Source organism: Enterococcus sp. 7F3_DIV0205 (genome assembly GCF_002141365.2).
Lineage (GTDB): Bacteria > Bacillota > Bacilli > Lactobacillales > Enterococcaceae > Enterococcus_L > Enterococcus_L palustris.
Window position 1 is genome coordinate 478,719 of the sequence record NZ_CP147244.1, and the last position, 23,283, is coordinate 502,001.

The following is a 23,283-nucleotide window of genomic DNA, read 5'->3' on the forward strand; positions in this document are numbered from 1 at the left end:
GTATGATAGTTACAGAAAAACTTTTTGAAATAGAAGATCAGACGGAAAAGCTCGTACAAGCGATTTTAACGAGTAAGAGTATTGAATCTTATAAAATAAATCGTCAGTCAATGTATGGATCAAAAGATGTTCGTGACAAACAAAAAGCATTTTTAGATGCAAAAGATGCTTTTGAACGGATTGAAGCATATGGCAATCACGCACCTGATTTTCGCACCAAACAACGAGCAGTTCGTCAAGCAAAACGAGCACTGGATCTGAGTGAGGAAGTTGCAGAATTTCGTTTCTCAGAAACAGAGATACAGACGATTCTAGATTTGGTGGGTATGTCAGTAGCGAAAACAATTTCTGACGACATTAAAGTAGATGCTGGAAATCCGTTCTTTGAAAAAGGGAAACATTCAGGTTGTGGAGGTAGTTGTCATGCAAGTTAATGAAGAAAAAGATTTTACTATCCAAAAGCGACGTTGTTTAGTCGTTTGGGTGTATAGTTTAAAGCAATTAAAAACATTAAAACGTTATGGATTGATTCATTATGTATCCCGCCGTATGAAATATGTTGTCATTTATATGAATGAAGAGGACATCGAAAGTTCAGAAGCTAAAATCAATGGACTGCATTTCGTGCGCAAAGTAGAACGATCTTACCGTCCAGATGTGGAAATGAATTTTGCTGAAAAAATCGGCACAAAGGCTGCGTATCAATATGAAAAAGAAGAAGGATTTGAAGTCGAAGAATTAAATACTCAAATTCGTTTGGCTGAAAATGTGTAAAAATCGAGATGAAAAATGTGAACCAACTTCAAACATTTTTCATCTTTTTTCTGTATAGTGATATACTAACAAATGTATATTGAACGATTATGTAAAGGAGTGTAAAGGATGCGGGTTATTTCAGGAGAATATGGAGGACGGCGTTTAAAAGCATTAGATGGTGATAACACACGCCCTACAACTGATAAAGTGAAAGAATCGATTTTTAATATGATCGGTCCATATTTTGATGGAGGGACTGCGTTAGATTTATACGCAGGAAGTGGTGGTCTTGCGATCGAAGCGGTATCTAGAGGAATGGATCTTGGAATTTGTATTGAGAAAAATTTTTCTGCTATTAAAATCATTAAAGAAAATATCGATATCACGAAAGAACCAGCTAAGTTTGTGATCAAAAAAATGGATGCTAATAAGGCGCTAGAGTTTTTAAAAGAAGAAAAAGCTGTGATTGACTTAGTCTTACTTGATCCTCCTTATGCTAAACAGGAAATCGAAAAACAACTAGCGCAAATGCTTGCTTATAATTTGTTGAATGATGATGCAGTTGTTGTTTGTGAGACAGATAAATCAGTAACATTACCTGAAAATATTGGAGCACTAGTAAAAACTCGTGAAACTACTTATGGCATTACACAAATAACAATTTATAGACAGGAGGTAGGAGATGACTAAAATTGCCCTTTTTCCTGGAAGTTTCGATCCTTTGACAAATGGTCATTTGAACCTGATTGAACGTAGTACGAAGATGTTTGATACAGTGATCGTAGGGATTTTTGTTAATACAAATAAAACAGCTCTTTTTAGTGTAGAAGAAAAACTTGCTTTGATAAAAGAAGCGGTTGCTCATTTAGAAAATGTAGAAGTGATCGTTCAAGAAACAAAACTTACTGTGGAAAGTGCCGCAGACTTAGGTGCTAACTTTTTGATTCGAGGAATTAGAAATGTTAAAGATTACGAATATGAAAAAGATATTGCTAGGATGAATCATCATCTAGCACCCGAAGTTGAAACTGTTTTTTTATTAGCAGATGAAAACTATGCCCATATTAGTTCAAGTTTGTTAAAAGAAGTGCTGAAATTTGGCGGAGATGTTTCTAGCTATTTGCCAATGGCTATCAATCAAGCACTAAATCAAAAGAATCGTGAGATGAAGCTGAATGAATAATGAGCATGACGAAAAAATATCGATCAAGTCGATGCTGCCTTTTGCACTAGTTATTATCTTGATCATTATAATGATCTTTCCCATCCCTTATTACATTGAAGGACCAGGCACGACTGAGAATTTAAAAGATTTTGTGACAGTTGATAATAAAAAAGACTCGGAACCAGGTGCGTTTTATTTAACGACGGTTGGTGTGCGCAAAGCCACATTAGGTTCAGCTTTGAAAGCAAAATTTTCTGATTTTGAGGAATTAGTAAGCAAAGAAGAGTTGATGGGTTCAAGCACAAACACCGAATATGAACGTATTCAGCAATACTATATGGATTCTTCTAAAAACGCTGCTATTGAACAAGCTTTAAAACTTGCTGAAGTCCCATATAAAATGCGTTTTAAAGGCGTCTATGTTTTAGCTATAGAGGATAATTCTAGTTTTAAAGGGAAAATTTCTGTGGGAGACACGGTAACTGGAATCGACGGTAAAACATTTAAAAGCAGTGAAGAGTTTGTAGAATACGTAAAGATGCAAAAGGTTGGACAAGAAGTTACTGTACGTTATTTACAAGATGGTGAGTCGAAAGAAGCAACTGGGAAACTGATTGAACTGCCGACCGATAAAAAGGCAGGTATCGGAATTGGCCTGACGGATCATACTGAGATCGATTCATCGATTCCAGTCGAAATCGATGCAGGAGATATTGGCGGACCATCAGCTGGCTTGATGTTTACACTAGAGATTTACGAGCAGTTGACGCATAAAGGCATACGTAAAGGACATAAAATCGCTGGAACAGGAACAATCAATAGCAAAGGGATTGTTGGAAGAATCGGTGGTATCGACAAAAAAGTTGTTACTGCTAGTAAAAATGAAACAGAAATCTTCTTTGCGCCGGATGATGATATCACTGAAGAGATGAAGAAGGCAGAGCCAGGAATCAAAACCAATTATGAAGAAGCAAAAGCTGCTGCTGAAAAAATTGGAACAAAAATGAAAATAGTACCCGTTAAAAACGTACAGGATGCTTTAGATTATCTGGAAACACTGAAAGAAAAGTAAAAAATAAGACAAGGGATTCGGTTCAATTTGAACATTCCTTGTCTTATTTTTTATTTTAGAGCAAAAGACACGTAGAAATTAATTGTAAAGCGGGTTCAGTTCCAAAATCAAATAATGATTTTGCCGGACCAATATGGAAGAAACCGCCTAAAGCTAAGAGGATAAGGAAAACTACCGCAGCTATTATAGAAAAATAATACGTAAGCCTATAAGCTAATACAGGATTATTAACAACTCGATCAAATCTACGCTCACGATATACTTTTTTTATGACAACAATCTCTTTTAATGCTGGTATTTCTAACAATTGACGTTTTAAAATATCTGCATCACGTTGACCTAACAATTCTGAAAAAATGTGATTTTCTGATTCAAAGTCAAAGATATACGTATAAAGTGCAACTCGTTTTGGTGGAAAAGATTCATCCCAATCGAAATAGTTCATTTTATTTTCTTTTAGTGTGATTGCTTTGATTGTTGTATAAGGATAACTAAAGAATGTTCTTTGATCCAGAAATTCTATGATCGTGGTAAAAATCATTCGTTGATCAGTGAAAATCAAAATGCGGTTTCCTCTAAGGTCATTGAAGTTTTTCACATAAGCTTTTGCTTCCTCTGTTTCAGGATGATACATGCCCAAGAGACCAAGACCGACTGCAGAAACGTTTTGACCATCGCTAGTCATAGGTAAGTATGCATGTATTTCTTCTCCTTCTTCTAGATAAGGCTTAACTTTTTCAATAAAATCTTGTAAAAATATATACATTTTTGTTTGGTTGAACAAGTTTTTCTTTTGTTGTTTGTTCAATTCTTTTTTTGAGCTATTTGCGATTTCGTTGTTGAGTTGATTAATAACAACTTTGAATGGATTTGCCATTTGAAATTCCTCCCTTGATTTAAACAGTAAGCAAGTGTTTTTAGCTTTGATAGAAGATAGCTAAAATTATAAGATAACAATTTCACCATAATCGGATATTGTTCTATCTTTCAAACGCTAAATAATACTTATATACCTGGATCAAATAACATTTTGATTTTTTTTCTTCCTCGGGATAGATGATTATAAACTTGAGAAACGTCCATTTCTAATTCTTTGGCTATCTCGTTAGGGGTATCTTGATAATAGTAATATTTTAGAAAAATCAATTGATCTTCTGCTGTTAAATGTTTTAATAAATCTAAAAAATGTTCTTTTTCAAAATAATCTTCTTCTAAAATACTCTCTGGAAGTTGGTCCATTGGAACAATATTTCGCTCACGAATTATTGATCGTTTTTTATCCAGACAAATATTCCGCGTGATGGTTAAACTCCAAGTTTTCAAACTACTCCTATTTTCATCATAACTAGAAATTTTCTGCCAAATTCGATAGAATACTTCATTTTCTGCTTCTTTCCGATACGTTCTTTCTTCTGGATGATTTAAGATTGCTCGAATACATTTCACGATATCTGTGCCTAACAGATCAATAAATTTTTCTAACCCCAAAAAATCTTGTTTTTTTAATAACGCAACAATTTCTTTTTCCATCTTTTTATCACCTTCTTAACCTATTATACGATGAAGGTTTACATTTTCTATCATGAAAAAGCAAAAAGAATGCGTATCTTTACTTTGAAGGGGGAAAAATCATGGATTATCGTAAGTTGTTACAGAAATATAAGCAATATGTCATTGGGAGTATTCTTCTAATAGTGATTATTTGTAGTATTATCACATTTTTGCGGATTAGCTCTACTTCTGATGAGTTGCCAGAAGAAGAATTAGTGATGACTTCTGTCAGTTCATCTCAGTTATTGGAAACTAATTCTCAATCTAAGCAGATATACGTGGATATAAAGGGTGCTGTTGAAAATCCGGGAATGTATGAAGGAACTGCGAATATGCGTGTCTGGGACGCTGTAATGCTCGCTGGAGGGGTGAATGAGGAGGCCGACACAAAACAAGTCAATTTTTCTGAACGAATTGCAGATCAGATGGTGATCTATGTACCAAAGCATGGGGAAGAATTTCAAAAAACTGAACAAAATAATGGCACACAAACTAGTCAAAATAAAGAAACAAATAAAATCAATCTCAATCAAGCAAGTGAAACTGAATTGCAAGCCTTACCTGGAGTTGGTCAGAAAAAAGCGCAAGAAATCATTCGTTATCGGGAAGAAAATGGGGGTTTTAAAACCATAGAGGATTTAAAAAATATTTCGGGCTTTGGCGAAAAAACATTTGATAAATTAAAAGAGTCCATTACATCCTAAAAATTTCGATAAAACGAAAAAATAATAACTATTTTGAAAATATCTGCAGCAGGTTCTTGACGAGACTTTTCCTATAACTTACTATTTGAATAAACTACTAATAATTTAAAAATCAGCAAAAATAAATAATAACAGAGAAGGAGTATCATATGACACTAGAAAGAATTCCTTGGGATCAATATTTTATGGCACAAAGTGTGCTTTTATCGTTGAGAAGTACCTGTACACGGTTAGAGGTAGGAGCAACCGTAGTCAGGGATAAACGTATCATCGCTGGAGGTTATAATGGATCAGTAAGTGGAGATGTACATTGTATCGATGACGGTTGTTACGTGGTCGACGGGCACTGTGTTCGAACGATCCATGCAGAAATGAATGCCATCTTGCAGTGTGCAAAATTTGGTATTCCTACAGAAGGCGCAGAGATTTACGTAACTCATTTTCCTTGTTTGCAATGCACGAAGATGATCTTACAAGCAGGAATCAAAAAAATCCACTATTTGAAAGATTATCGAAATGACGAATACGCAATGGCTCTGATCCAACAAGTGGGCGCAACTGTAGATCAAGTTACACTATCAAAGAAATATTTTGCTGAACTACAATTAGGAGAAGAAGAGATTGCTTCAGTGGAAGAAGCACCTCAAACAGATTAATAATTACTGGATTTTTCCAGTATTAGTAACAATAGGAACAGTTTTTTTAGTGATAGAGCCAAGCTTGTTGACAGGTGTAGTTTGGTTTTATTTCATTAGTCGAGTTCTTTTCACAGGAAACAAGACGATTATCGGCGTCAGTTTTTTGTGTGTTCTTGGTATGATGATTTCTTGTTGGCTGACTCTAAGTAAAGAGAAACAAGCGAAATTTTCTGAAACAAATGAAGTGACAGGTCATTTATTGGTATTGCCAGATAAATATAAAGTCGATGGTGATCAACTTCAATTGGAAGGGAGTTTTTTTTCAGCTGGAAAAAAGATGTGCAAACTGATAGCCTTTTATCGGTTTGATTCTCAAGACGAAAAGCGAAGTTGGCAAAAAATCAATCAATCTGTAGAAATCAATCTATCAGGAGAGTTTCAAACACCGTTAGGACAGACCAATCTTAACGGTTTTGATTATCAGAAACAGCTTAAAGAAAATGGAATCTATCAAATACTAACGATCAGTCGTATAAATAAAATCACAGTAAAAAGACCTAAATTTTATGAAATCTTGTCTTGGTTAAGTAGTTATAGAAAACAAGCGATCGATTACTGTGATAAAACTTTTTTTAAAGAAACAGCTTTGTACCTTAAAACATTGCTTTTTGGATTTAAGCCAAATGAATTTTCTCAAAAAGAAGGAATGTTAGCGAATATAGGAATTCTTCATTTGTTCAGTTTATCAGGTATGCATGTTGCATTTTTTGTGGGTTGTTTTAGATACCTACTTTTACGGTGTGGTGTCGCTATTGAACGACTATTTTGGTTACAATTGTTCTTTTCATTTGCTTATGCAGGAATGACAGGCTTTTCAATTAGTGTGGTTCGAGCCTTGGTTCAAAGTATGATCTCACTTGGTAACCGTGAATTCAATTGGCATTTATCTGGTTTGGATTGTTGGAGTTTGACATTGATAGGAGGACTTTTTTTTAAGCCGTATCTGCTGTTTTCGATAGGAGGGCAATTAAGTTACTGCTTATCATTTTTTATTTTGTATGTACAGCCTATTTCGGAAAGAATCAATCATCGAATGTTAAAGATGTATTTTTTTTCATTTTTATTGAATTGTACAATGATTCCATTGATGGGACTATCTTTTTTTGAATGGCAATTAACGAGTAGTCTGTTTACATTTTTGTTATTACCTATATTTGAACGTTTCATTCTACCTATGCTTTGTATTAGTTTGCTGAGCTCATATATATTCAAATCCAATCTTTTGTTTGCTAGTTTAGAAATATATTTTTTGATTCAACACTCTGTATTCGAATGGCTGAGCCGTTATAGTACATTTACAATCGTTACGGGCGCATTTTCTCCAATTCTGTTTCTTTTGATTTGTATACTAGTTTTCTTTACACTTCATAAGATGAACAATCAATCAAAAAAAGTGTATTTACTAGGGATAGGTCTGTTTTTCATGATGCATAATAAGTATCTTTCTCCAAATGGCACAGTTGCTTTTATTGATGTTGGTCAAGGAGATAGTGTTTTTATACAAAGTCCATTTCATCAGGAAAATATTTTGATCGACACAGGTGGAAGGATCGACTTTCAAAAAGAAAAATGGGCAATAAAGGCGAAACAAACAACGAATGCGGATTATTCAGTAATTCCTTATTTGAAAAGTAAAGGAGTAAAGTACCTCGATAAAGTTTTGATCAGCCACGGAGATATCGATCATTGCGGTGACTTAGTGGCAATCAATGAAAAAATTCCGATTCGCTCACTGTATTTTCCTGTTGGCACGGAACAAAAAGCTGTGTTCGGGAGAATGATCGATCGTTTAAAAAAGAAGGGAACGAAATGTTATCCAGTCTTAACAGGCGCATTAGTTAGTCGTTCGATTTCATTGAACATTCTGGCACCCAATAGTCCTGGAACTGGAGAAAATAAAGACTCAATGGTGGTTTATACAAAAGTTGGTGGTAAACGTTTTTTGTTTACAGGTGATTTGGAAAAAGAAGGAGAACATGAATTGTTAAAGCATTTTCCTGATTTAATGATTGATGTATTAAAAGTGGGACATCACGGAAGTAAAACTTCGTCTGACTCGCTGTTTATCCAAAAACTCAGACCGATGGATAGTATTATTTCTTGTGGACGTGATAATCGTTTCAAACATCCTCATGAAGAAACAATGAATACGTTAAAACAAGCAAGTACAAATAGTTTTCGAACAGATAAAAATGGAATGATTTATTACGAGTGGACGTCATTTTCAAAAATGTTAACGGCTAAAACAATCATGAAAGAAGACTAGCATTTCTTGAAATGACATGATAGGATGGAAAAGAGAAATGAGGGAATTTATGAACTTACAAGAGGCATTAAAACAAGTCAGACAACAACAATTTGCTTCCGTTTATTTAATTCAAGGAACAGAAGGATATCTAAGTGAGCTATTTAAAACAGAGTTAATGAGTCAATTGATCAAAACAGAGGATGATCAGTTCAATTATTCCTCTTTTGATATGGAAGAAGTTCCATTATCTCTAGCAATGGAAGAGGCAGAAACCATTCCTTTTTTTGGTGATTATCGATTAGTTTTTATTGAAAATCCCTATTTTTTGACTGCAGAAAGAAAAACGAATGGATTGGATCATGATATGGATAGCTTATTAAAATATTTGGAGCAACCATCACCTACAACCATTTTAGTTTTTATTGCAAATGTTGAAAAATTAGACGAGCGAAAAAAAATAACTAAAGCAATCAAAAAACAGGCTGAAGTCATCGATGTCAACCCAATGGGCGAGCGTGAAGTCAGGCAATATGTAGAGCAGACGATTCAAAGTGAAGGATACGAAATTAAACCAGAAGCCTTTGACTTGTTGTTGCAACTGACTGATTTAAATTTATCAAAAGTTATGGGAGAATTGCAAAAATTATTTTTGTATGCCTCTGACAACAAGATCATTTCATTAATTGCAGTTAAAGAATTAGTCCCAAAATCTTTAGAACATAATGTCTTTGATTTAACTAGTGATGTTTTATCCGGTCATAGTGAAAAAGCCATCCAATTGTACGAAGATCTATTGCTTCAAGGAGAAGAAACAATTAAATTAAATGCTATTTTGCTAAATCAAATTCGATTATTTTTACAAACTAAGATTTTAGCAAAACTAGGGTATCAACAAGCAAATATAGCTGAAACATTAAAAATTCATCCGTATCGTGTAAAGTTAGCTTTGCAGCAGGTTCGTCGCTTTGAATTAGATCGCTTAGAAGCAATCTATGATGAATTGGTAGAAAATGATTTTCGGATGAAAACTGGTCAGATGGATAAAGAATTGCTCTTTGAACTGTTTATTCTCAAATTATCTGGACAAGTTACCAAATAAAAAGAGAGGAGTTTTTGTTTGGAAGAGTCAAAAAAAATAGTAGAAACTTTTTTTAAGGAAGTCCGATCCGGCAAAAATCTTCAGTTAGCACATGATTTTATGCATGAGAATGTGATTGCTCATCAAGTTCAGTCAGAAAATGAATATGTAATAACACGATCTCCAAATGATTATATTGAACATGTGAAAGAAATGCAGGATCTTTACGGGCAATTTGAATTAGAAATTCAAGAAATACTAGCAGATGGTCGGAAAGTTTATATTCGTTGGAAACAAACGGGACGAACACCTGGAAATAAAATAATTATTCAAATTGCCAGTGCGGTTTATTTAGTTGAACGAGGAAAGATAGCTGAATATTGGATTCAAATTGATCGCAAAGGTATTGAAAATCAAAGTGAACAACCAGATTAGTTAGAAGAATGAAGCGAAAGAAAATTGTCTAATATAAAATAGTAAGTGCGGGCTAAATTCTAAAAGATTTTAGCTCGCATTTTTTCAATAAAAAAGAAGCTAACGTAAAGTTAACTTCTACAAAATCATTATTTTGCTAATTTTTTGCTTAGACGAGATTTGTCACGGCTTGCTTTGTTTTTATGGATTAATCCTTTTGTTTCAGCCATATCAACAGCTTTAGCAGCTTCTTTATATAACGCATCTACGTTGTCAGCACCAGCAGCTACAGCATCTTCAAATTTCTTGATAGCTGTACGCATAGCATTTTTTTGAGATGAATTTTGAGCATTCTTATTAGCGTTAGTACGTACACGTTTAATTGCAGATTCAATATTTGGCATTTCTTTCACCTCCGATAAATTAAGGTCTTACACAGGAAAATCCATATGTAATTCAACACTAATCATTATACCTAATCCACACTTGCATTGCAATAAAAGATGACAAGTTTTTTTCCTTAACAGTAAAATTATTGATTTCATCATGTAAAAATCAATTTGTATTTAAGTTTGATAGAAAAATTCGATACTTTTCTCAAAAAATATGCTATCATAACAGGGGAAAAATGAAATGGTGGTGTCAATGTGAATATTGCTTTAATTGTAACAGTTACGCTTGTGATGGGTGTTATTTTTGTTAATGGCTGGACAGATGCGCCGAATGCAATTGCAACCGCTGTCTCGACGCGTGTCTTAAAACCAAATGTCGCAATTTGGATGGCAGTTGTCATGAACTTTTTTGGTGCATTAGTGATGACTTTCTTCAATGCTCAGGTAGCTGAAACGATCAGTAACATTGTTAGTTTTGATGCACAGGGAAATGCATCACAAGTAGCGTTAGCGGCAGCTTTATTTTCGATTGTGGTTTGGTCGGTAGCTGCTTGGTATTTTGGTATTCCAACAAGTGAGAGTCATGCGCTAATTGCTGGTCTTACAGGTTCTGCAATGGCTTTAGGTGGACTTGGAGCAGTGAACGGCGCCGAGTGGACAAAAGTTCTTGTGGGTCTAGTTGTGTCTACTGTTATGGGATTTGGCGGCGGATTTCTTGTTACAAAACTAATTGTAATCCTTTTCAAAAATGTAGTTAGGAGAACAGCGAATAAAGTTTTTACATATGGACAAGCATTTGGTGCTGCTGCAAATGCTTTTTTACACGGTGCTCAGGATGGTCAAAAATTTATGGGTGTATTTATGTTGGGACTTTATTATAATAATTTAGCAGAAAAATCAGGATCTGGCTTTATTATTCCTATCTGGGTAATGGTTCTCTGCTCGGTAACGATGGGTTTTGGAACTTCTGTTGGCGGTATGAGAATCATAAAATCAGTTGGTATGGATATGGTGAAGTTAGAACGATACCAAGGATTTGCAGCTGATTTAAGTACAGCTATTTGTTTATTTGCGGCCTCTATTTTTGGTATACCAGTTTCTACTACTCATACTAAAACGACTGCCATAATGGGGGTAGGCGCTTCAAAAAGAGTGTCTAGCGTCGATTGGCGCATTGTAAAAGAAATGTTGATTGCTTGGATCTTGACGTTTCCGGGCTGCGGGCTCATTGCCTTTGTGATGGCAAAAATATTTATAGCATTATTTTAAGGAGAGAATAAAATGGCTAGAAAAAAGCAATTTGATTACTTTGGTGAATTAGAGCATTTAGCAAAAAATGCTCATCAAGCTGCAGAGCTTTTAGAAATGATTGCAATTGATTATTCCCTTGAAAAACTTGAGAGTGAAGCGGAAAAAATCCATATTTTAGAACGTGAAGGGGATCAGATCGTTCAAAAAATATTGAACGAGTTATATATTTCATTTATCACACCTATTGATAGGGAGGATATCGTTGAGATTACGCAGCGATTAGATGATGTGCTGGATACGATTAATAGTATAGCTTATTTGCTAAGTAGTCTAGTTGTAAAAGAGTTGAACGATAATGCGCTGATTTTTATTACGTATGGAGTAGAAGCTACGGCGGGTGTTCTAACGGCAACTAAAGAATTTGCAAAATTTAAAAATTCAAAAACATTGCATGCGATGATCGATGAAGTGAGCGAAATCGAGGGGAAAGCTGATAAATTATACAGTGATGCTTTGAAAGATTTATTTACAAATGAGGAAAATCCAATTGAAGTTATACGCTGGAAAAATGTTTATGATCAGTTAGAAGAGCTATTAAATGCCAGTGAATCAGTTGTAGATGTAATTGGCGGATTAGTGATAAAAAATAGTTAATAAAACGAGCATTTAAAATGACGGGTTGAGGTAAATCAAAATTTATCTCAGCCTATTGTTATTCAAACTAAAACGGAGAAATCGAATGGACAATCAAAAAATTGAAAAAATCAAGAATTATGTACAAGCAATAATGGAAAAAGATCAAAGTGGTCATGGGATGGATCATATCAACAGAGTAGTACGATTAGCCACTACAATTGCTGAAACTGAAACCTGTGATCTTTATATTGTTACAGCAGCAGCTTATCTGCATGATACTGTTGATGATAAATTAGTTTCTGATTCAAATCAAGCGTACCAGCAATTAGAAACGTTTTTAAAGCAAATTGATAGTTCAACTGCTCAAATCCAGCATATCATCTATATAATCAAAAACATTTCTTTTAGCAAACAATTTACTGGAACGAAAGAAAAACTCACAATCGAAGGTCAAATTGTACAAGATGCAGACCGTTTAGATGCTATGGGAGCCATTGGAATTATTCGAACGATTTATTACGGTGGGCACAAAGGTAATCAAATCTACGATCCTACTATTAAACCTAGAACACTGCGCTCAAAAAGTGAGTATCGTGATGAAAGTACAATTATCAATCACTTCTACGAAAAGATTCTTTTGCTGAATGATCGTTTAAATACAGAATATGCTAAAAAAATAGGGAGTAAACGTCAAAAATTCTTAGAAGCTTTTCTAGAAGAATTTTTTGAAGAGTGGGGATAAATAAATAGCGTCTAAAACAAAAGAGAGAGTTGTTTTAGACACTATTTATTGATTAAACAAGTTCTACAGCTTGTGCGGAATATTTTTTGGCAATAGGCTTTTTGCCAGGAATTGTTTTTAGCATTCTCAATCCATTTAAAATGACAAGAATCGTACTACCTTCATGACCAATCACGCCTAAGGGTAAGTTGATGATCTGGAAAAAATTGGATAAAACGAGTAACACAATGATTCCAGCAGAAAATGCAATATTTTGAGTGACGATACGTTTTAATTTCTTTGAAAGTTGATGACTCATTTGCAATTTTTCCAAATCATTTTGCATTAGAACCATGTCTGCTACATCCATCGCAATATCAGTTCCTTCACCCATCGCGACTCCAATCGCTGCATTTGCCAAAGCAGGGGCATCATTGATTCCATCACCGACCATCGCATTCATACCATATTTTGCTTTTTGTTCTTTGATTAGTACTGTTTTGTCTTCTGGTAAGCAATTTGCATAAATTTGATCGATGTCAAGTTCGTTTGCCACAGCTGTAGCTGTTTTGTCGTGATCACCAGTAATCATCGTCGTATGAATACCATTTTCTTTAAAGTAAGCAATCACATTTTTTGCCTCAGGTTTTGGAATATCTAGCAAGCCAAAATAAGCAATGAGCTCTTGATTTTTAAATAAATAGATTACGGTTTTTCCATCGTTTTGTAATTTTTCGATTGTTTGATTTAAACTTTCGTCAATGATAGTTTGATCATTGAATGAATTTTTCCCAACGCGCCAAGTCGTATCATCAAGTGTTGTTTCCATTCCGAAGCCGATAATGTTTTTTACTTCTATCTTTTCATAGTTAGCGGTAGTTTCATGATCAAAGTGTGTAATAATTGCTTGAGCCAAAGGGTGGGTGGATTGTCTCTCCATTGCAATAAGAATATTTATGGCATCTTGATTATTAGTTAAAAAAACTGAATCAGTAACGACTGGTACGCCATGTGTTAATGTTCCTGTTTTGTCAAATGCAATTGCCTTCAAAGATGCTAAATTTTCTAAATAGACGCCACCTTTAAATAAGACCCCATTTCTGGCTCCATTGGAGATAGCAGCTAAAGTAGCAGGGGTCGCCGAAGCTACTAATGCGCATGGCGAAGCAACAACAAGTAAGACCATTCCTCTATAAAAACTTTCATTCCATGACCAACCTAAAAATAAATAAGGAATTAATATCATCAAAGGAATCGCAATCAAGACAACTTTTACATAAATATTTTCAAGCTTTTCAATAAAACTAGCTGTTTGTGAAGGCGTATTTTGCGCTTCATCTACTAAACGGATGATTTTCGCAAATAACGTGTCTTCACTGTTTTTACTAACACTCATTGTGATAGCTTCGCCTAAATTAATAGTTCCGCCGAATAAGGGGTCTTCTTTTCTTTTTTCAGATGGAATAGACTCTCCGGTAATTGCGGCTTCATCGATAGTTGAAGAGCCAGCACATAGTATACCATCAATAGGAATACTTGCTCCTTTTGGAACCAATACCAAGTCACCAATTTTTAATTCACTAACAGCTATTTCTGTTGTTTTTCCTTGGTTATTAAGCAAAAGGGCTGTTTCAGGCTGCATATTCATTAAACTAGAGATTTCTTTTTTGCTTTTGTTTGTTGTGTATTCTTCCAAAGCGCCACTAAGACAAAAAATAAAAGTCAGCATAGCGCCTTCAAACCAGTTGCCGATAATACAAGCCCCAATTGCGGCTAATGCCATTAACAAATCTACATTCAGACGTTTATTTTCAACTGTTTCGATAATTCCTTCTTTGGTCTGTTTAAATCCCCCGAAAAGGATAGCGAAAATAAAGCTAATTGGATAGAAAGAGACACCGTTTTTTTCAAGGATAAAACCTAGCATCATAAATAGCAAACATAAGATTGTGGAAAGAATAGCCTTTTTTTCTTCTGTAAGTTTCATTATTATCACTCCTCATAAAGAGCATATCATAGTTAAAAGCTAAATGATAATAGAATCATCTAAATGAGAATGATAGTGATTCTCATTTGGTTTTTCACTTATAAATAAGGATTTAATTATTAATTTAACTATATTGATTCTAAATAAGAGTGATAATCATTATCAACATTAAGTTTAATGATTTTAAGTTTATTTCTCAAAAATTACATAAAAAAAGGTGAGTGAGACATAACTCTTCGAGTCATATCCCACTCACGTGGAATCCAGATAAACGGTGGGAGAAAAAGCAACTCCTTTTTATTTCTCAGAGTTAAACACTTCTGTCCCATCCTCCTAAAAATTAAGAAAATAGCCAATAACTGATTAATAAAACACCAAGTACGATGCGATACCAACCGAATGCTGTGAAATCGTTTCGTTTTAAGTAGTTCAATAAGAACTTGATCACTATGATTGAAACGACAAAAGCTACAATTGAACCAGTTAGCAAAATGAATGTTTCAGTAAATCCAAATGAGTTTCCCTTCATAACAAACTTTGCAATTTTTAAGAAGCTAGCACCGAACATAACAGGAATCCCAAGGAAAAATGAAAATTCTGTCGCAACAAAGCGTGAAGCACCAATAATAATTGCACCGAGAATTGTTGCTCCTGAGCGTGATGTTCCTGGAATTAAAGATAACACCTGGAAGAAACCAACAATTGCTGCGGCTTTATACGTGAAATCTCTTAAATCAGTACACTTTGGTTTACGATCACGATTTCTTTTTTCGATGAGAACAAATGCTACCCCATAGACAATGAGCATTAACGCAACTGTAAAGAAATTATGAAATTTCGCTTCGAGCCAATCGTCTAATGGAATACCAATAATTGCAGCTGGTGCACAAGCAACAACGACCTTTGACCAAAGAATCCAAGTATCTTTCTTTTCCGTCTCATCTTTTCTTGGTGAGAAGGGGTTTAGCTTGTGGAAGTAAAGAACGACGACAGCCATGATTGCACCAAGCTGTATTACTACATTGAACATTTCCATAAAATCTTTGCTAAGGTTCATTTTAATAAATTCATCGACTAAGATTAAATGTCCGGTACTACTAATTGGAAGCCATTCAGTTACTCCCTCGATAATACCTAGAATAATTGCTTTCCATAAATTTGATAAAAGCATAGGTTCAATCCTTTCCAACATAGAATAATAAATCACTATTAGTATACCTTTTAGGATGAGAAAAACCAACTAACTTTTCTGAGTATTAGAAAAAATTAGAATCATGCTTATTCATTGTTGAATTTATTCTGAGAATTTTCTATACTATTACTATTCATGAAAATTGGAGGAAAAAGTAAATGTTTGGATTTTTGAAAAAGAAAGCACCTGTTGAATTCAACGAAACGCTATATGCGGTAGCAACTGGAAAGCTGATTCCGATCAGTGAAGTCAATGATCCAGTTTTTTCACAGAAAATGATGGGAGACGGTTTTGCGATTATTCCAGCAACAGGAGAGATTTATTCACCAATTGCAGGAGAAGTACTAAGTGTTTTTCAAACAAAACATGCAGTAGGAATGAAAATGGCGAATGGTCTTGAAATTTTACTTCATATGGGAATTGATACAGTGGAACTTAATGGAGAGCCGTTTGACATAAAAGTAAGCGAAGGTTCTAAAGTATCACAAGGATCGTTGATTGCTAACGTCGATTTAGAAGCGATTGTGTCTGCTGGGAAAGCAACGGATATGGTCGTTGTGATTACCAATATGGACGCTTTAAAAAGGTTTGAACTTAGTAAGACAGGACAAGTTAGTACTGGGGACGAAGTCGGCGTAGCCAAAGCATAATTCATGGATTAATTAAATTGAAGAATGGAAAACAGTAAAATGTTTCTCCATTCTTTTTTTGCTATTTTATGAAAAATAATTCCGGATTTAAATTAAAATATATATTTATGTTGAAATATTATTTCAAATGAATTATAATGAAAGCGGATTAGGAGGGGGCAGATAGAAATGTATGGTATTTCGATTTTTTTAAGTGACGATCTGACTGATGAAACGCGCTTATATATTCAAAAAATGAGCACAATTGGTTTTAATGGGATTTTTACTTCATTACATATTCCAGAAGATGATGTAGCTTTATATGCAAAAAGATTAAAAGAACTGGGAAATATTGCTCAAAAATACAATATGAGACTGATGGTCGACATTTCAGGTGAAGCATTGAAGCGAGCTGGTTTTTCTTTTGAACGTTTAGAGGAAATTTTGGCTATGGGTGTTACTGGTTTGCGTATGGATTACGCTATTTCAAATCAAGAAATTGCTGAGGCATCTCATTATTTAACGATTGGTTTAAACGCTAGCACTATTTCAGCAGAGGATGTCGAGGAACTCCAAGAGTTTAATGCGAATTTTAAAAATTTTGAAGCGTGGCATAATTATTATCCCAGGCCTGAAACAGGTTTATCCAGTCAATTTTTCAAGGAAAAAAATCGTTGGTTAAAAGATTCAGGATTTCGGGTGTTTGCATTTGTCCAAGGAAATAACCAATTGAGAGGACCGCTTTACAAAGGGTTACCCACATTGGAAAAACATCGTTATGATAATCCATTTTCAGCGGCATTGGATTTAAATGAAAATTATTGTGTAGATGGCGTTTATGTCGGTGATCCTAGGATTTCCGAACGAACAATCCATCAATTTGAAGATTACAATTGCAATCAAATGTTGCAATTAGAAGTATCTGACATAGGGAGTCAGTACTTTACAAATATTTTAGGAAAACACACGAATCGCTCAGACGAGGCGCGTGATGTGATACGTAGTGCTGAGGCACGGTTCAAAAAAATAGCAAGAATCGAACCGGAAACTGTATTGGAAAGAAAAATGGGAAGTGTGACCATCGATAATATTCAGTATGGAAGGTACATGGGAGAAATACAAGTAACAAAAAAAGATTTACCAGGAAACCAACAAATCAACGTTGCAGCCCAAGTCGTACCAGAAGACTGTTCGTTATTAAAGCTGATAAAAGCAGGCAGAGCCTTTAATTTAATAGAGAAGGGAACATTATGAAATGAACTTAGAGAAATTAACAACCGAACGTAGAAATCAGGAAACCATGAATTTAGATGAGTTGTCGATTAAAGAAGCGCTAGAGAAAATGAACCAAGAAGATCAAAAAGTTGCTCTGGCAGTAAAAGAGGCACTTCCTCAAATCGAACCAGTTATACAATCAATTATTGATTCTTTTAACAGAGGCGGTAGGCTAATTTACATGGGTGCTGGCACAAGTGGTCGTTTGGGTGTGTTGGATGCCGCAGAATGTGTACCGACTTTTGGAGTAGATCCTACCATGGTTCAAGGTTTGATTGCCGGTGGTCAGACAGCTATGACTGTGGCTGTGGAAGGAGCAGAAGACTCCAGAGAGTTGGGGCAGCAAGACTTGGTGGATAGTGGACTCACAGACAAAGATGTTGTGATTGGTATTGCAGCAAGTGGTCGAACACCGTATGTGATCGGCGGTTTGGTTTATGCGGATTCAATTGGTGCAGCTACGGTTTCGATATCATGTAATAAAGAAGCTGAAATCAGTCAATATGCGCAAATGCCGATCGAGGTCGATGCAGGACCCGAATTTTTGACTGGTTCAACCCGTTTGAAATCAGGAACAGCTCAAAAATTGATTTTGAATATGATATCAACGATCTCAATGATCGGAATTGGCAAAGTATACAATAATTTGATGGTTGACGTAAAACCGACGAATGAAAAACTAGTAGAACGATCAAAACGGATTATTATGGAAGCTACGAACTGTGATTATGAAACGGCAACAGCCTATTTTGTAAAAGCGGATGAGAATGTAAAACTAGCGATTGTTATGATATTGACAAATACTTCAAAAGAAGAAGCAAGTGAAAAATTGATAAAAGGCAATAATTTTATTAAAAATACAATTTAAAAAAATCAAAGGATTTAAAGGAGGAGAAAAGTCATGACAGAAGATAAAATCAAACGCTTGGCTAGGGAAATTTACGAAGAAGTAGGAGGACAAGAAAACGTCTTAAAGCTACGCCACTGTATGACACGTGTCCGTATGGATATTCGTGATTACGACAAAGTGAAATTAGAAGCTTTAAAAAATATTGATGGTGTTATGGGTGTTGTAGAAGATGATACTTTACAGGTTGTGATCGGACCTGGGACCGTCAATAAAGTAGCTCAAGAAATGGTTGATATGGCTGGTGTAAAGCTAGGAGAACCATTTCCTAGTGTACAAGAAAAAGAAACTGAGCTCTCTGGAAAACAATTAGTTGAAGAAAAAGCGGCGCAAGTCAAGGCAGCCCAAAAAGAAAAGAACAAAAACAATTCTGGGTTCAAAGCAGTTTTGAAATCGATTTCTAACATTTTCGTTCCATTGATCCCAGCTTTTGTTGGTGCTGGGATCATTGGTGGAATTGCAGCTGTAATGTCTAATCTCTTAGTGGCTGGCACGATTGGTGATTCTTGGCAGCAATATATTGATGTTTTGAATATCATAAAAAACGGAATTTTTGCTTATCTTGCTTTGTATACTGGGATTAATAGTGCTAGTGAATTTGGAGCAACACCAGCTCTTGGTGGTGTAATTGGTGCGGTGACGATGTTGACTGGGATGAATCCAGAAGCTCCACTACCAAATATTTTGACTGGGGGAACCTTGTCGGCTGGACAAGGTGGGATCATTGGAGTGATTTTTGCAGTTTGGCTACTTTCATTAATAGAGAAGCAATTGCATAAAGTAATCCCTGATTCAATTGATATTATTATCACGCCTACCGTTTCTTTGCTTTTGATTGGTTTGATCACGATTTTCTTAATTATGCCCGTCGCTGGCTTTATCTCGAACAGCCTTGTAGGTGTTATTAATGTTGTATTGGAAAAAGGTGGTATGTTGGCTGGCTTTACTTTAGGAGCTACGTTTTTACCAATGGTTATGTTCGGGTTACATCAGATATTAACACCGATCCATATTGAAATGATCGCCCAAACTGGAATGACGTTATTATTGCCAATTCTAGCAATGGCTGGAGCTGGTCAAGTGGGTGCTGCGTTAGCATTGTGGATTCGTTGCAAAAACGATACAAAACTCGTTGAAATGATTAAAGGAGCATTGCCTGTAGGGATTTTGGGAATAGGAGAACCTTTGATTTATGGGGTAACGTTACCATTAGGACGTCCATTTATCACCGCGTGTATTGGTGGAGGAATCGGTGGTGCAGTGATCGGTGCTTTTGGAAATGTAGGCTCTATTGCAATTGGACCAAGTGGTGTAGCACTGATTCCGCTAATTGCGAATAATCAATGGTTAGCATATGTACTAGGGTTATTAGCAGCTTATGCTGGTGGGTTCGTTGCAACATTTTTCTTTGGAATTCCAAAAGATTTGCAAGAAAAATAAAATTTGGTGAAGGAACAACTGACTTCTTAGCACAAGGCATTTAATTGCTACGCTAAATGAAATCAGTTGTTTTTTTGAGGAGAGAGAAGAGCGCTTATTTTAACGGATATATTTCTTTTCGATGGATTTTTAGCTATAATGAAAGAGCAAACTGTTGGACTGTTTACGAAAAAATGGGGGGTTTCAGCAGGAAAAAAGGATGTGTAAATCATGCAGCAAAATATAATTTTAACAATTCAAGATCATATCAAACATTTACCAGGTTCGGAACAAAAAGTGGCAGATTACATTTTGAAACACACAAGTGAAGTCATTACTTTAAGTGCTCAAGAATTAGCTAAAAAATCTGGTTCCAGTCCAGCGGCAATCATTCGCTTTTGTCGCTCAATCGAAGTTAGTGGGTTCACAGACCTAAAATTACTACTCTCAGCCAACCTAGGAACTGTGGATACACAAATGTATACTGAAGTCGAAAATGGTGAAACAACTACGGCAATAAAAGAAAAACTTCAGCATCGGTTGATTCATATTTTAGAACGCACGAGTGAACATCTAGAAGATCAAGCAATCGATCAGGCAGTTAAAGAGTTGGAAAAAGCAGAAATGATTTTTGTTTATGGACTAGGTGCTTCATCGTTAGTTGCCCAAGATATTTATCAAAAATTTACTCGACTTGGATTGAGTGTATTTTTTACAATGGATCATCATTTATTTGCTTCCGCGCTTGGGACAAACCGATTAAAGGGAATTTTTATAGGGATCTCAAATTCGGGTTCAAATCAGGAAACGAATGCATTAGCGGATATTGCTATTGAACAAGAACTGACAGTGATTGGATTAACAACGGATTCAACTTCTGCTTTAGCACAAAAAAGTTCAATCTTACTTCTGACACCTTCTGGCGGAGAAGCACCACTGAGAAGTGCTGCAACTGTTTCACTGACAGCTCAACTTTATGTAGTTGATGTGTTATTTTTTGCTTTTGCAGCTAAAAACTACAGTGAAACACTAGAAAAAATCCAAGATTCTAAGGAAGCTGTTGAAATCGTAAAAAAAGAGTTGTATTAAATCAAATATAGAAGAAAGAGGTTCAGAAGAAACAACTTTAGTTTCTTCTGAACCTCTTATTTTTAGTGCTTATTTAGTGAATGTAAGCTCACGTCCATTATCGATATAATGAGTATCGTTAACTGTATCAATGGTAAATTTACCATTTTCATAGATCAGTTTTGTTACGCTGCCATTTTCAAGTCCAATCTGCATGGGCAAGCTATTGTCGATTAAAGACATTAAAAATGAAATCGTCAATCCATGAGATACGATCATGACATTACCGCCACCGTTTTTTTCGCGATGGTGGGCAATATCTTCAAAGCCATTCCAAACCCGTTCGCGGATTTTTTCATAAGGTTCTGCCCAATTTGCTGTATCTGCAGCGATAATAGCATCAGCTAAATCTTTATAACTAATTCTATTGGTCATCATGTCTTCATAGTTTTTAAAAGCTAAAATTCTTGGAACGACGCCCCAAAGTTCTCCATCATAACCACCATCTAGAGAACCAAAGCACCATTCACGAATACGGCTGTCTGTGCCGTAAGGAATATCAGCTCCGTTTTGATGTTCTTGTAAAATAATACGTGCTGTTTGCATAGCACGACCGCTATCACTAGAGTAAGCCTCTTTGAAATCTACATTACGAAGGCCAAGACCTAAATAATGTATGACTTTTTCACCTTCCTTAGTTAAAGGGGTATCTGACCAGCCTTGGGTTCTGCCAATCGTGTTGAACATTGTTTTACCATGGCGGATAATATAAAGCGTTGTTGGTTCATTCATATAGAATTCCTCCTTAATTTTGTGAAGCTGAATAGCTTGATCAGTTCTTGATTAGAAGATAGAAACATATGATTAAAAAACTTTTGTTGGCTTTTACTTATTGATCTTACTATTCAAAGATTGGTTAAAAAAACTAGATACATTCTAGTTGAAAAAAGGATTTGTTTTCTTCTCATGTTCGATCGTTGTGGCATCACCATGTCCAGGGTAGGCAGGGAATTCATCGGGCAATGTAAAAAGATAGGTTCTAATACTATGAAGTAGTTGCTGCATATCACCTGTGTGCAGGTCGCTTCTGCCGATACTGCCTTTGAATAAAGCATCTCCTGTGACAACGAAATCATCAAAAACCAAACTCACACTGCCGATTGAATGTCCAGGTGTAGGCACCACAGAAAATTTGATACCGCCTAAGTTGTAATCCGTTAGTTCGAATTCTACTTCAGCTGGTTGGACAATGATATCAGCGATATCACTATGACGACCTGCTCCAGATAGGTTTAAAATCGGGTTTGATAACCATTCTTGTTCTAGTGGACTAACATACACAGGAATGGCGTATTGATGACGAAGTTCTTCAACGGCTCCTATATGGTCATAATGTGTATGTGTTAATAAAATAGCAATTGGTTTTTTCCCAGTTTTTTTGATTAGTGCTGCTATCTTATCTGCATCAGCTCCTGGATCGATAATCAAAAGGTTGGTTTCGTTATAAATTAAGTAACAATTTTCTTGGATAACACCCGTTTGGATTCGTTCGATTTTCAGCATAGTTATTTGCCTCCTACTTAAATATAGTTTCCCTCTAAGTATACCCCACTTTAATGAAGAATCAAAAGGCAGAGTTTCTTTTTGAACCATTGAGAAATAGAAACGAAATGAGAGGGGATTTTACTTTTATTTTGCAATCGATCATAATAAGGAGAGTATCTTAGTAAGTAAGTGATCAGAAAAGGAGTTTATTAAAAATGAAAAAAGTTAATCAGTTTTTAGAACAAATTCCGGCATTACTATCTAGTAAAATCTCTATTTTTATTTATCTTTTTCTTTTTTTCTATCTAGTTGTTTTTGCCGTTTTAACCATGTGGATCCCGTTGTTGAAAAATGTTCAGCCTTCCGCAAATGTTCAATTGATTTTGGGAAACTACACAAACGTTTTAAGTGCTTTAGGTGCTTCTTTGGCAGCAGGGAGTGGTACGCTTATCCATCATAGCCTATCTACTCTGCATAAAAAACATGATACAATGCATGATGAATTGCAAAAGACGATCACTGAACTGCATAAGAAAATCGATCGTTTGGAGAGAACAAATCAAGGAAAGGACTAA

Annotated in this window: 26 protein-coding genes; 19 read left to right on the forward strand and 7 right to left on the reverse strand. The window is 35.4% G+C overall.

The features are described 5' to 3' along the window. Nucleotides 1-2: 2 nt before the first annotated feature. The 5 genes from A5821_RS02205 (at nucleotide 3) to A5821_RS02225 (ending at nucleotide 2,993) form a co-directional block, all read left to right on the forward strand. A complete protein-coding gene (locus A5821_RS02205) occupies nucleotides 3-434 on the forward strand; it encodes a YlbF family regulator (protein ID WP_086312878.1) in 432 nt (143 codons plus the stop codon). Next, complete coding sequence (locus A5821_RS02210) at nucleotides 424-774, forward strand: YlbG family protein (RefSeq protein ID WP_086312879.1); 351 nt, start codon at nucleotides 424-426, stop codon at nucleotides 772-774. The genes A5821_RS02205 and A5821_RS02210 overlap by 11 nt, the downstream gene beginning before the upstream one ends. A 108-nt stretch (nucleotides 775-882) precedes the next feature. Then, nucleotides 883-1,446, forward strand: a complete 564-nt coding sequence (gene rsmD, locus A5821_RS02215; RefSeq protein ID WP_086312880.1) for a 16S rRNA (guanine(966)-N(2))-methyltransferase RsmD — start codon at nucleotides 883-885, stop codon at nucleotides 1,444-1,446. Further along, complete coding sequence (gene coaD / locus A5821_RS02220) at nucleotides 1,439-1,939, forward strand: pantetheine-phosphate adenylyltransferase (RefSeq protein WP_086312881.1); 501 nt, start codon at nucleotides 1,439-1,441, stop codon at nucleotides 1,937-1,939. Before rsmD ends, coaD begins: the two co-directional genes overlap by 8 nt. Beyond that, nucleotides 1,932-2,993, forward strand: coding sequence for a SepM family pheromone-processing serine protease (locus A5821_RS02225; RefSeq protein ID WP_086312882.1), 1,062 nt, complete (start codon nucleotides 1,932-1,934; stop codon nucleotides 2,991-2,993). The genes coaD and A5821_RS02225 overlap by 8 nt, the downstream gene beginning before the upstream one ends. 55 nt (nucleotides 2,994-3,048) lie before the next feature. Here A5821_RS02225 and A5821_RS02230 read toward each other — a convergent pair whose 3' ends face one another. Next, nucleotides 3,049-3,870 carry a PH domain-containing protein gene (locus A5821_RS02230; RefSeq protein WP_086312883.1) on the reverse strand — a complete coding sequence of 274 codons (822 nt, stop codon included), beginning with the start codon at nucleotides 3,868-3,870 and terminating at the stop codon, nucleotides 3,049-3,051. A 128-nt stretch (nucleotides 3,871-3,998) separates the two neighbouring features. Continuing rightward, nucleotides 3,999-4,523 carry a sigma-70 family RNA polymerase sigma factor gene (locus A5821_RS02235; RefSeq protein ID WP_086312884.1) on the reverse strand — a complete coding sequence of 175 codons (525 nt, stop codon included), beginning with the start codon at nucleotides 4,521-4,523 and terminating at the stop codon, nucleotides 3,999-4,001. Between the two features lie 101 nt (nucleotides 4,524-4,624). Between A5821_RS02235 and A5821_RS02240 the strand changes: the two genes are divergently transcribed. The 5 genes from A5821_RS02240 to A5821_RS02260 all read left to right on the forward strand — a co-directional run bounded on the left by A5821_RS02240 (nucleotide 4,625) and on the right by A5821_RS02260 (nucleotide 9,707). Continuing rightward, nucleotides 4,625-5,248 (forward strand): helix-hairpin-helix domain-containing protein, encoded by a 624-nt coding sequence (locus A5821_RS02240; RefSeq protein ID WP_086312885.1) that lies wholly within the window; start codon nucleotides 4,625-4,627, stop codon nucleotides 5,246-5,248. A gap of 149 nt (nucleotides 5,249-5,397) precedes the next feature. Continuing rightward, on the forward strand, nucleotides 5,398-5,904 hold the full coding sequence (locus A5821_RS02245) for a ComE operon protein 2 (protein ID WP_086312886.1): 507 nt from the start codon (nucleotides 5,398-5,400) through the stop codon (nucleotides 5,902-5,904). Then, nucleotides 5,870-8,212 (forward strand): DNA internalization-related competence protein ComEC/Rec2, encoded by a 2,343-nt coding sequence (locus tag A5821_RS02250; protein ID WP_249921816.1) that lies wholly within the window; start codon nucleotides 5,870-5,872, stop codon nucleotides 8,210-8,212. The genes A5821_RS02245 and A5821_RS02250 overlap by 35 nt, the downstream gene beginning before the upstream one ends. Before the next feature lie 49 nt (nucleotides 8,213-8,261). Beyond that, nucleotides 8,262-9,293, forward strand: coding sequence for a DNA polymerase III subunit delta (gene holA, locus A5821_RS02255; RefSeq protein WP_086312887.1), 1,032 nt, complete (start codon nucleotides 8,262-8,264; stop codon nucleotides 9,291-9,293). Between the two features lie 18 nt (nucleotides 9,294-9,311). Then, nucleotides 9,312-9,707, forward strand: a complete 396-nt coding sequence (locus A5821_RS02260; RefSeq protein ID WP_086312888.1) for an ester cyclase — start codon at nucleotides 9,312-9,314, stop codon at nucleotides 9,705-9,707. A gap of 128 nt (nucleotides 9,708-9,835) precedes the next feature. Here A5821_RS02260 and rpsT read toward each other — a convergent pair whose 3' ends face one another. Next, a complete protein-coding gene (gene rpsT / locus A5821_RS02265; protein WP_086312889.1) occupies nucleotides 9,836-10,090 on the reverse strand; it encodes a 30S ribosomal protein S20 in 255 nt (84 codons plus the stop codon). Between the two features lie 279 nt (nucleotides 10,091-10,369). Between rpsT and A5821_RS02270 the strand changes: the two genes are divergently transcribed. The 3 genes from A5821_RS02270 to A5821_RS02280 all read left to right on the forward strand — a co-directional run bounded on the left by A5821_RS02270 (nucleotide 10,370) and on the right by A5821_RS02280 (nucleotide 12,707). After that, nucleotides 10,370-11,347, forward strand: coding sequence for an inorganic phosphate transporter (locus A5821_RS02270; protein WP_086314289.1), 978 nt, complete (start codon nucleotides 10,370-10,372; stop codon nucleotides 11,345-11,347). A gap of 12 nt (nucleotides 11,348-11,359) precedes the next feature. After that, complete coding sequence (locus A5821_RS02275) at nucleotides 11,360-11,983, forward strand: DUF47 domain-containing protein (RefSeq protein WP_086312890.1); 624 nt, start codon at nucleotides 11,360-11,362, stop codon at nucleotides 11,981-11,983. Between the two features lie 85 nt (nucleotides 11,984-12,068). Continuing rightward, entirely contained in the window at nucleotides 12,069-12,707 is a 639-nt protein-coding gene (locus tag A5821_RS02280; protein ID WP_086312891.1) for an HD domain-containing protein, read from the forward strand. Nucleotides 12,708-12,759: 52 nt separating this feature from the next. Here the strand turns inward: A5821_RS02280 and A5821_RS02285 are convergent, their stop codons facing one another. Continuing rightward, a complete protein-coding gene (locus tag A5821_RS02285) occupies nucleotides 12,760-14,673 on the reverse strand; it encodes a heavy metal translocating P-type ATPase (protein ID WP_086312892.1) in 1,914 nt (637 codons plus the stop codon). Nucleotides 14,674-15,013: 340 nt separating this feature from the next. Then, nucleotides 15,014-15,844 (reverse strand): undecaprenyl-diphosphate phosphatase, encoded by an 831-nt coding sequence (locus A5821_RS02290; RefSeq protein WP_086312893.1) that lies wholly within the window; start codon nucleotides 15,842-15,844, stop codon nucleotides 15,014-15,016. Between the two features lie 179 nt (nucleotides 15,845-16,023). On the opposite strand from A5821_RS02290, the gene A5821_RS02295 reads away from it, so the two are divergent. The 5 genes from A5821_RS02295 (at nucleotide 16,024) to A5821_RS02315 (ending at nucleotide 21,184) form a co-directional block, all read left to right on the forward strand. After that, on the forward strand, nucleotides 16,024-16,515 hold the full coding sequence (locus A5821_RS02295) for a PTS sugar transporter subunit IIA (protein ID WP_086312894.1): 492 nt from the start codon (nucleotides 16,024-16,026) through the stop codon (nucleotides 16,513-16,515). A gap of 168 nt (nucleotides 16,516-16,683) precedes the next feature. Next, the gene (locus A5821_RS02300; protein WP_086312895.1) at nucleotides 16,684-17,748 is read left to right on the forward strand and encodes a DUF871 domain-containing protein; all 1,065 of its coding nucleotides are present in this window, start codon (nucleotides 16,684-16,686) and stop codon (nucleotides 17,746-17,748) included. A 1-nt stretch (nucleotide 17,749) separates the two neighbouring features. Then, a complete protein-coding gene (gene murQ, locus A5821_RS02305) occupies nucleotides 17,750-18,637 on the forward strand; it encodes an N-acetylmuramic acid 6-phosphate etherase (protein WP_086312896.1) in 888 nt (295 codons plus the stop codon). Between the two features lie 33 nt (nucleotides 18,638-18,670). Continuing rightward, a complete protein-coding gene (locus A5821_RS02310) occupies nucleotides 18,671-20,116 on the forward strand; it encodes a PTS transporter subunit EIIC (protein ID WP_086312897.1) in 1,446 nt (481 codons plus the stop codon). A 210-nt stretch (nucleotides 20,117-20,326) separates the two neighbouring features. Next, nucleotides 20,327-21,184, forward strand: a complete 858-nt coding sequence (locus A5821_RS02315; protein ID WP_086312898.1) for a MurR/RpiR family transcriptional regulator — start codon at nucleotides 20,327-20,329, stop codon at nucleotides 21,182-21,184. 69 nt (nucleotides 21,185-21,253) lie between these two features. Here the strand turns inward: A5821_RS02315 and A5821_RS02320 are convergent, their stop codons facing one another. Next, nucleotides 21,254-21,955: a histidine phosphatase family protein gene (locus A5821_RS02320; protein WP_086312899.1), complete on the reverse strand. Its 702-nt coding sequence runs from the start codon at nucleotides 21,953-21,955 to the stop codon at nucleotides 21,254-21,256. A gap of 144 nt (nucleotides 21,956-22,099) precedes the next feature. Then, on the reverse strand, nucleotides 22,100-22,726 hold the full coding sequence (locus A5821_RS02325; protein ID WP_086312900.1) for an MBL fold metallo-hydrolase: 627 nt from the start codon (nucleotides 22,724-22,726) through the stop codon (nucleotides 22,100-22,102). Nucleotides 22,727-22,923: 197 nt separating this feature from the next. On the opposite strand from A5821_RS02325, the gene A5821_RS02330 reads away from it, so the two are divergent. After that, nucleotides 22,924-23,283 (forward strand): hypothetical protein, encoded by a 360-nt coding sequence (locus tag A5821_RS02330; RefSeq protein ID WP_086312901.1) that lies wholly within the window; start codon nucleotides 22,924-22,926, stop codon nucleotides 23,281-23,283.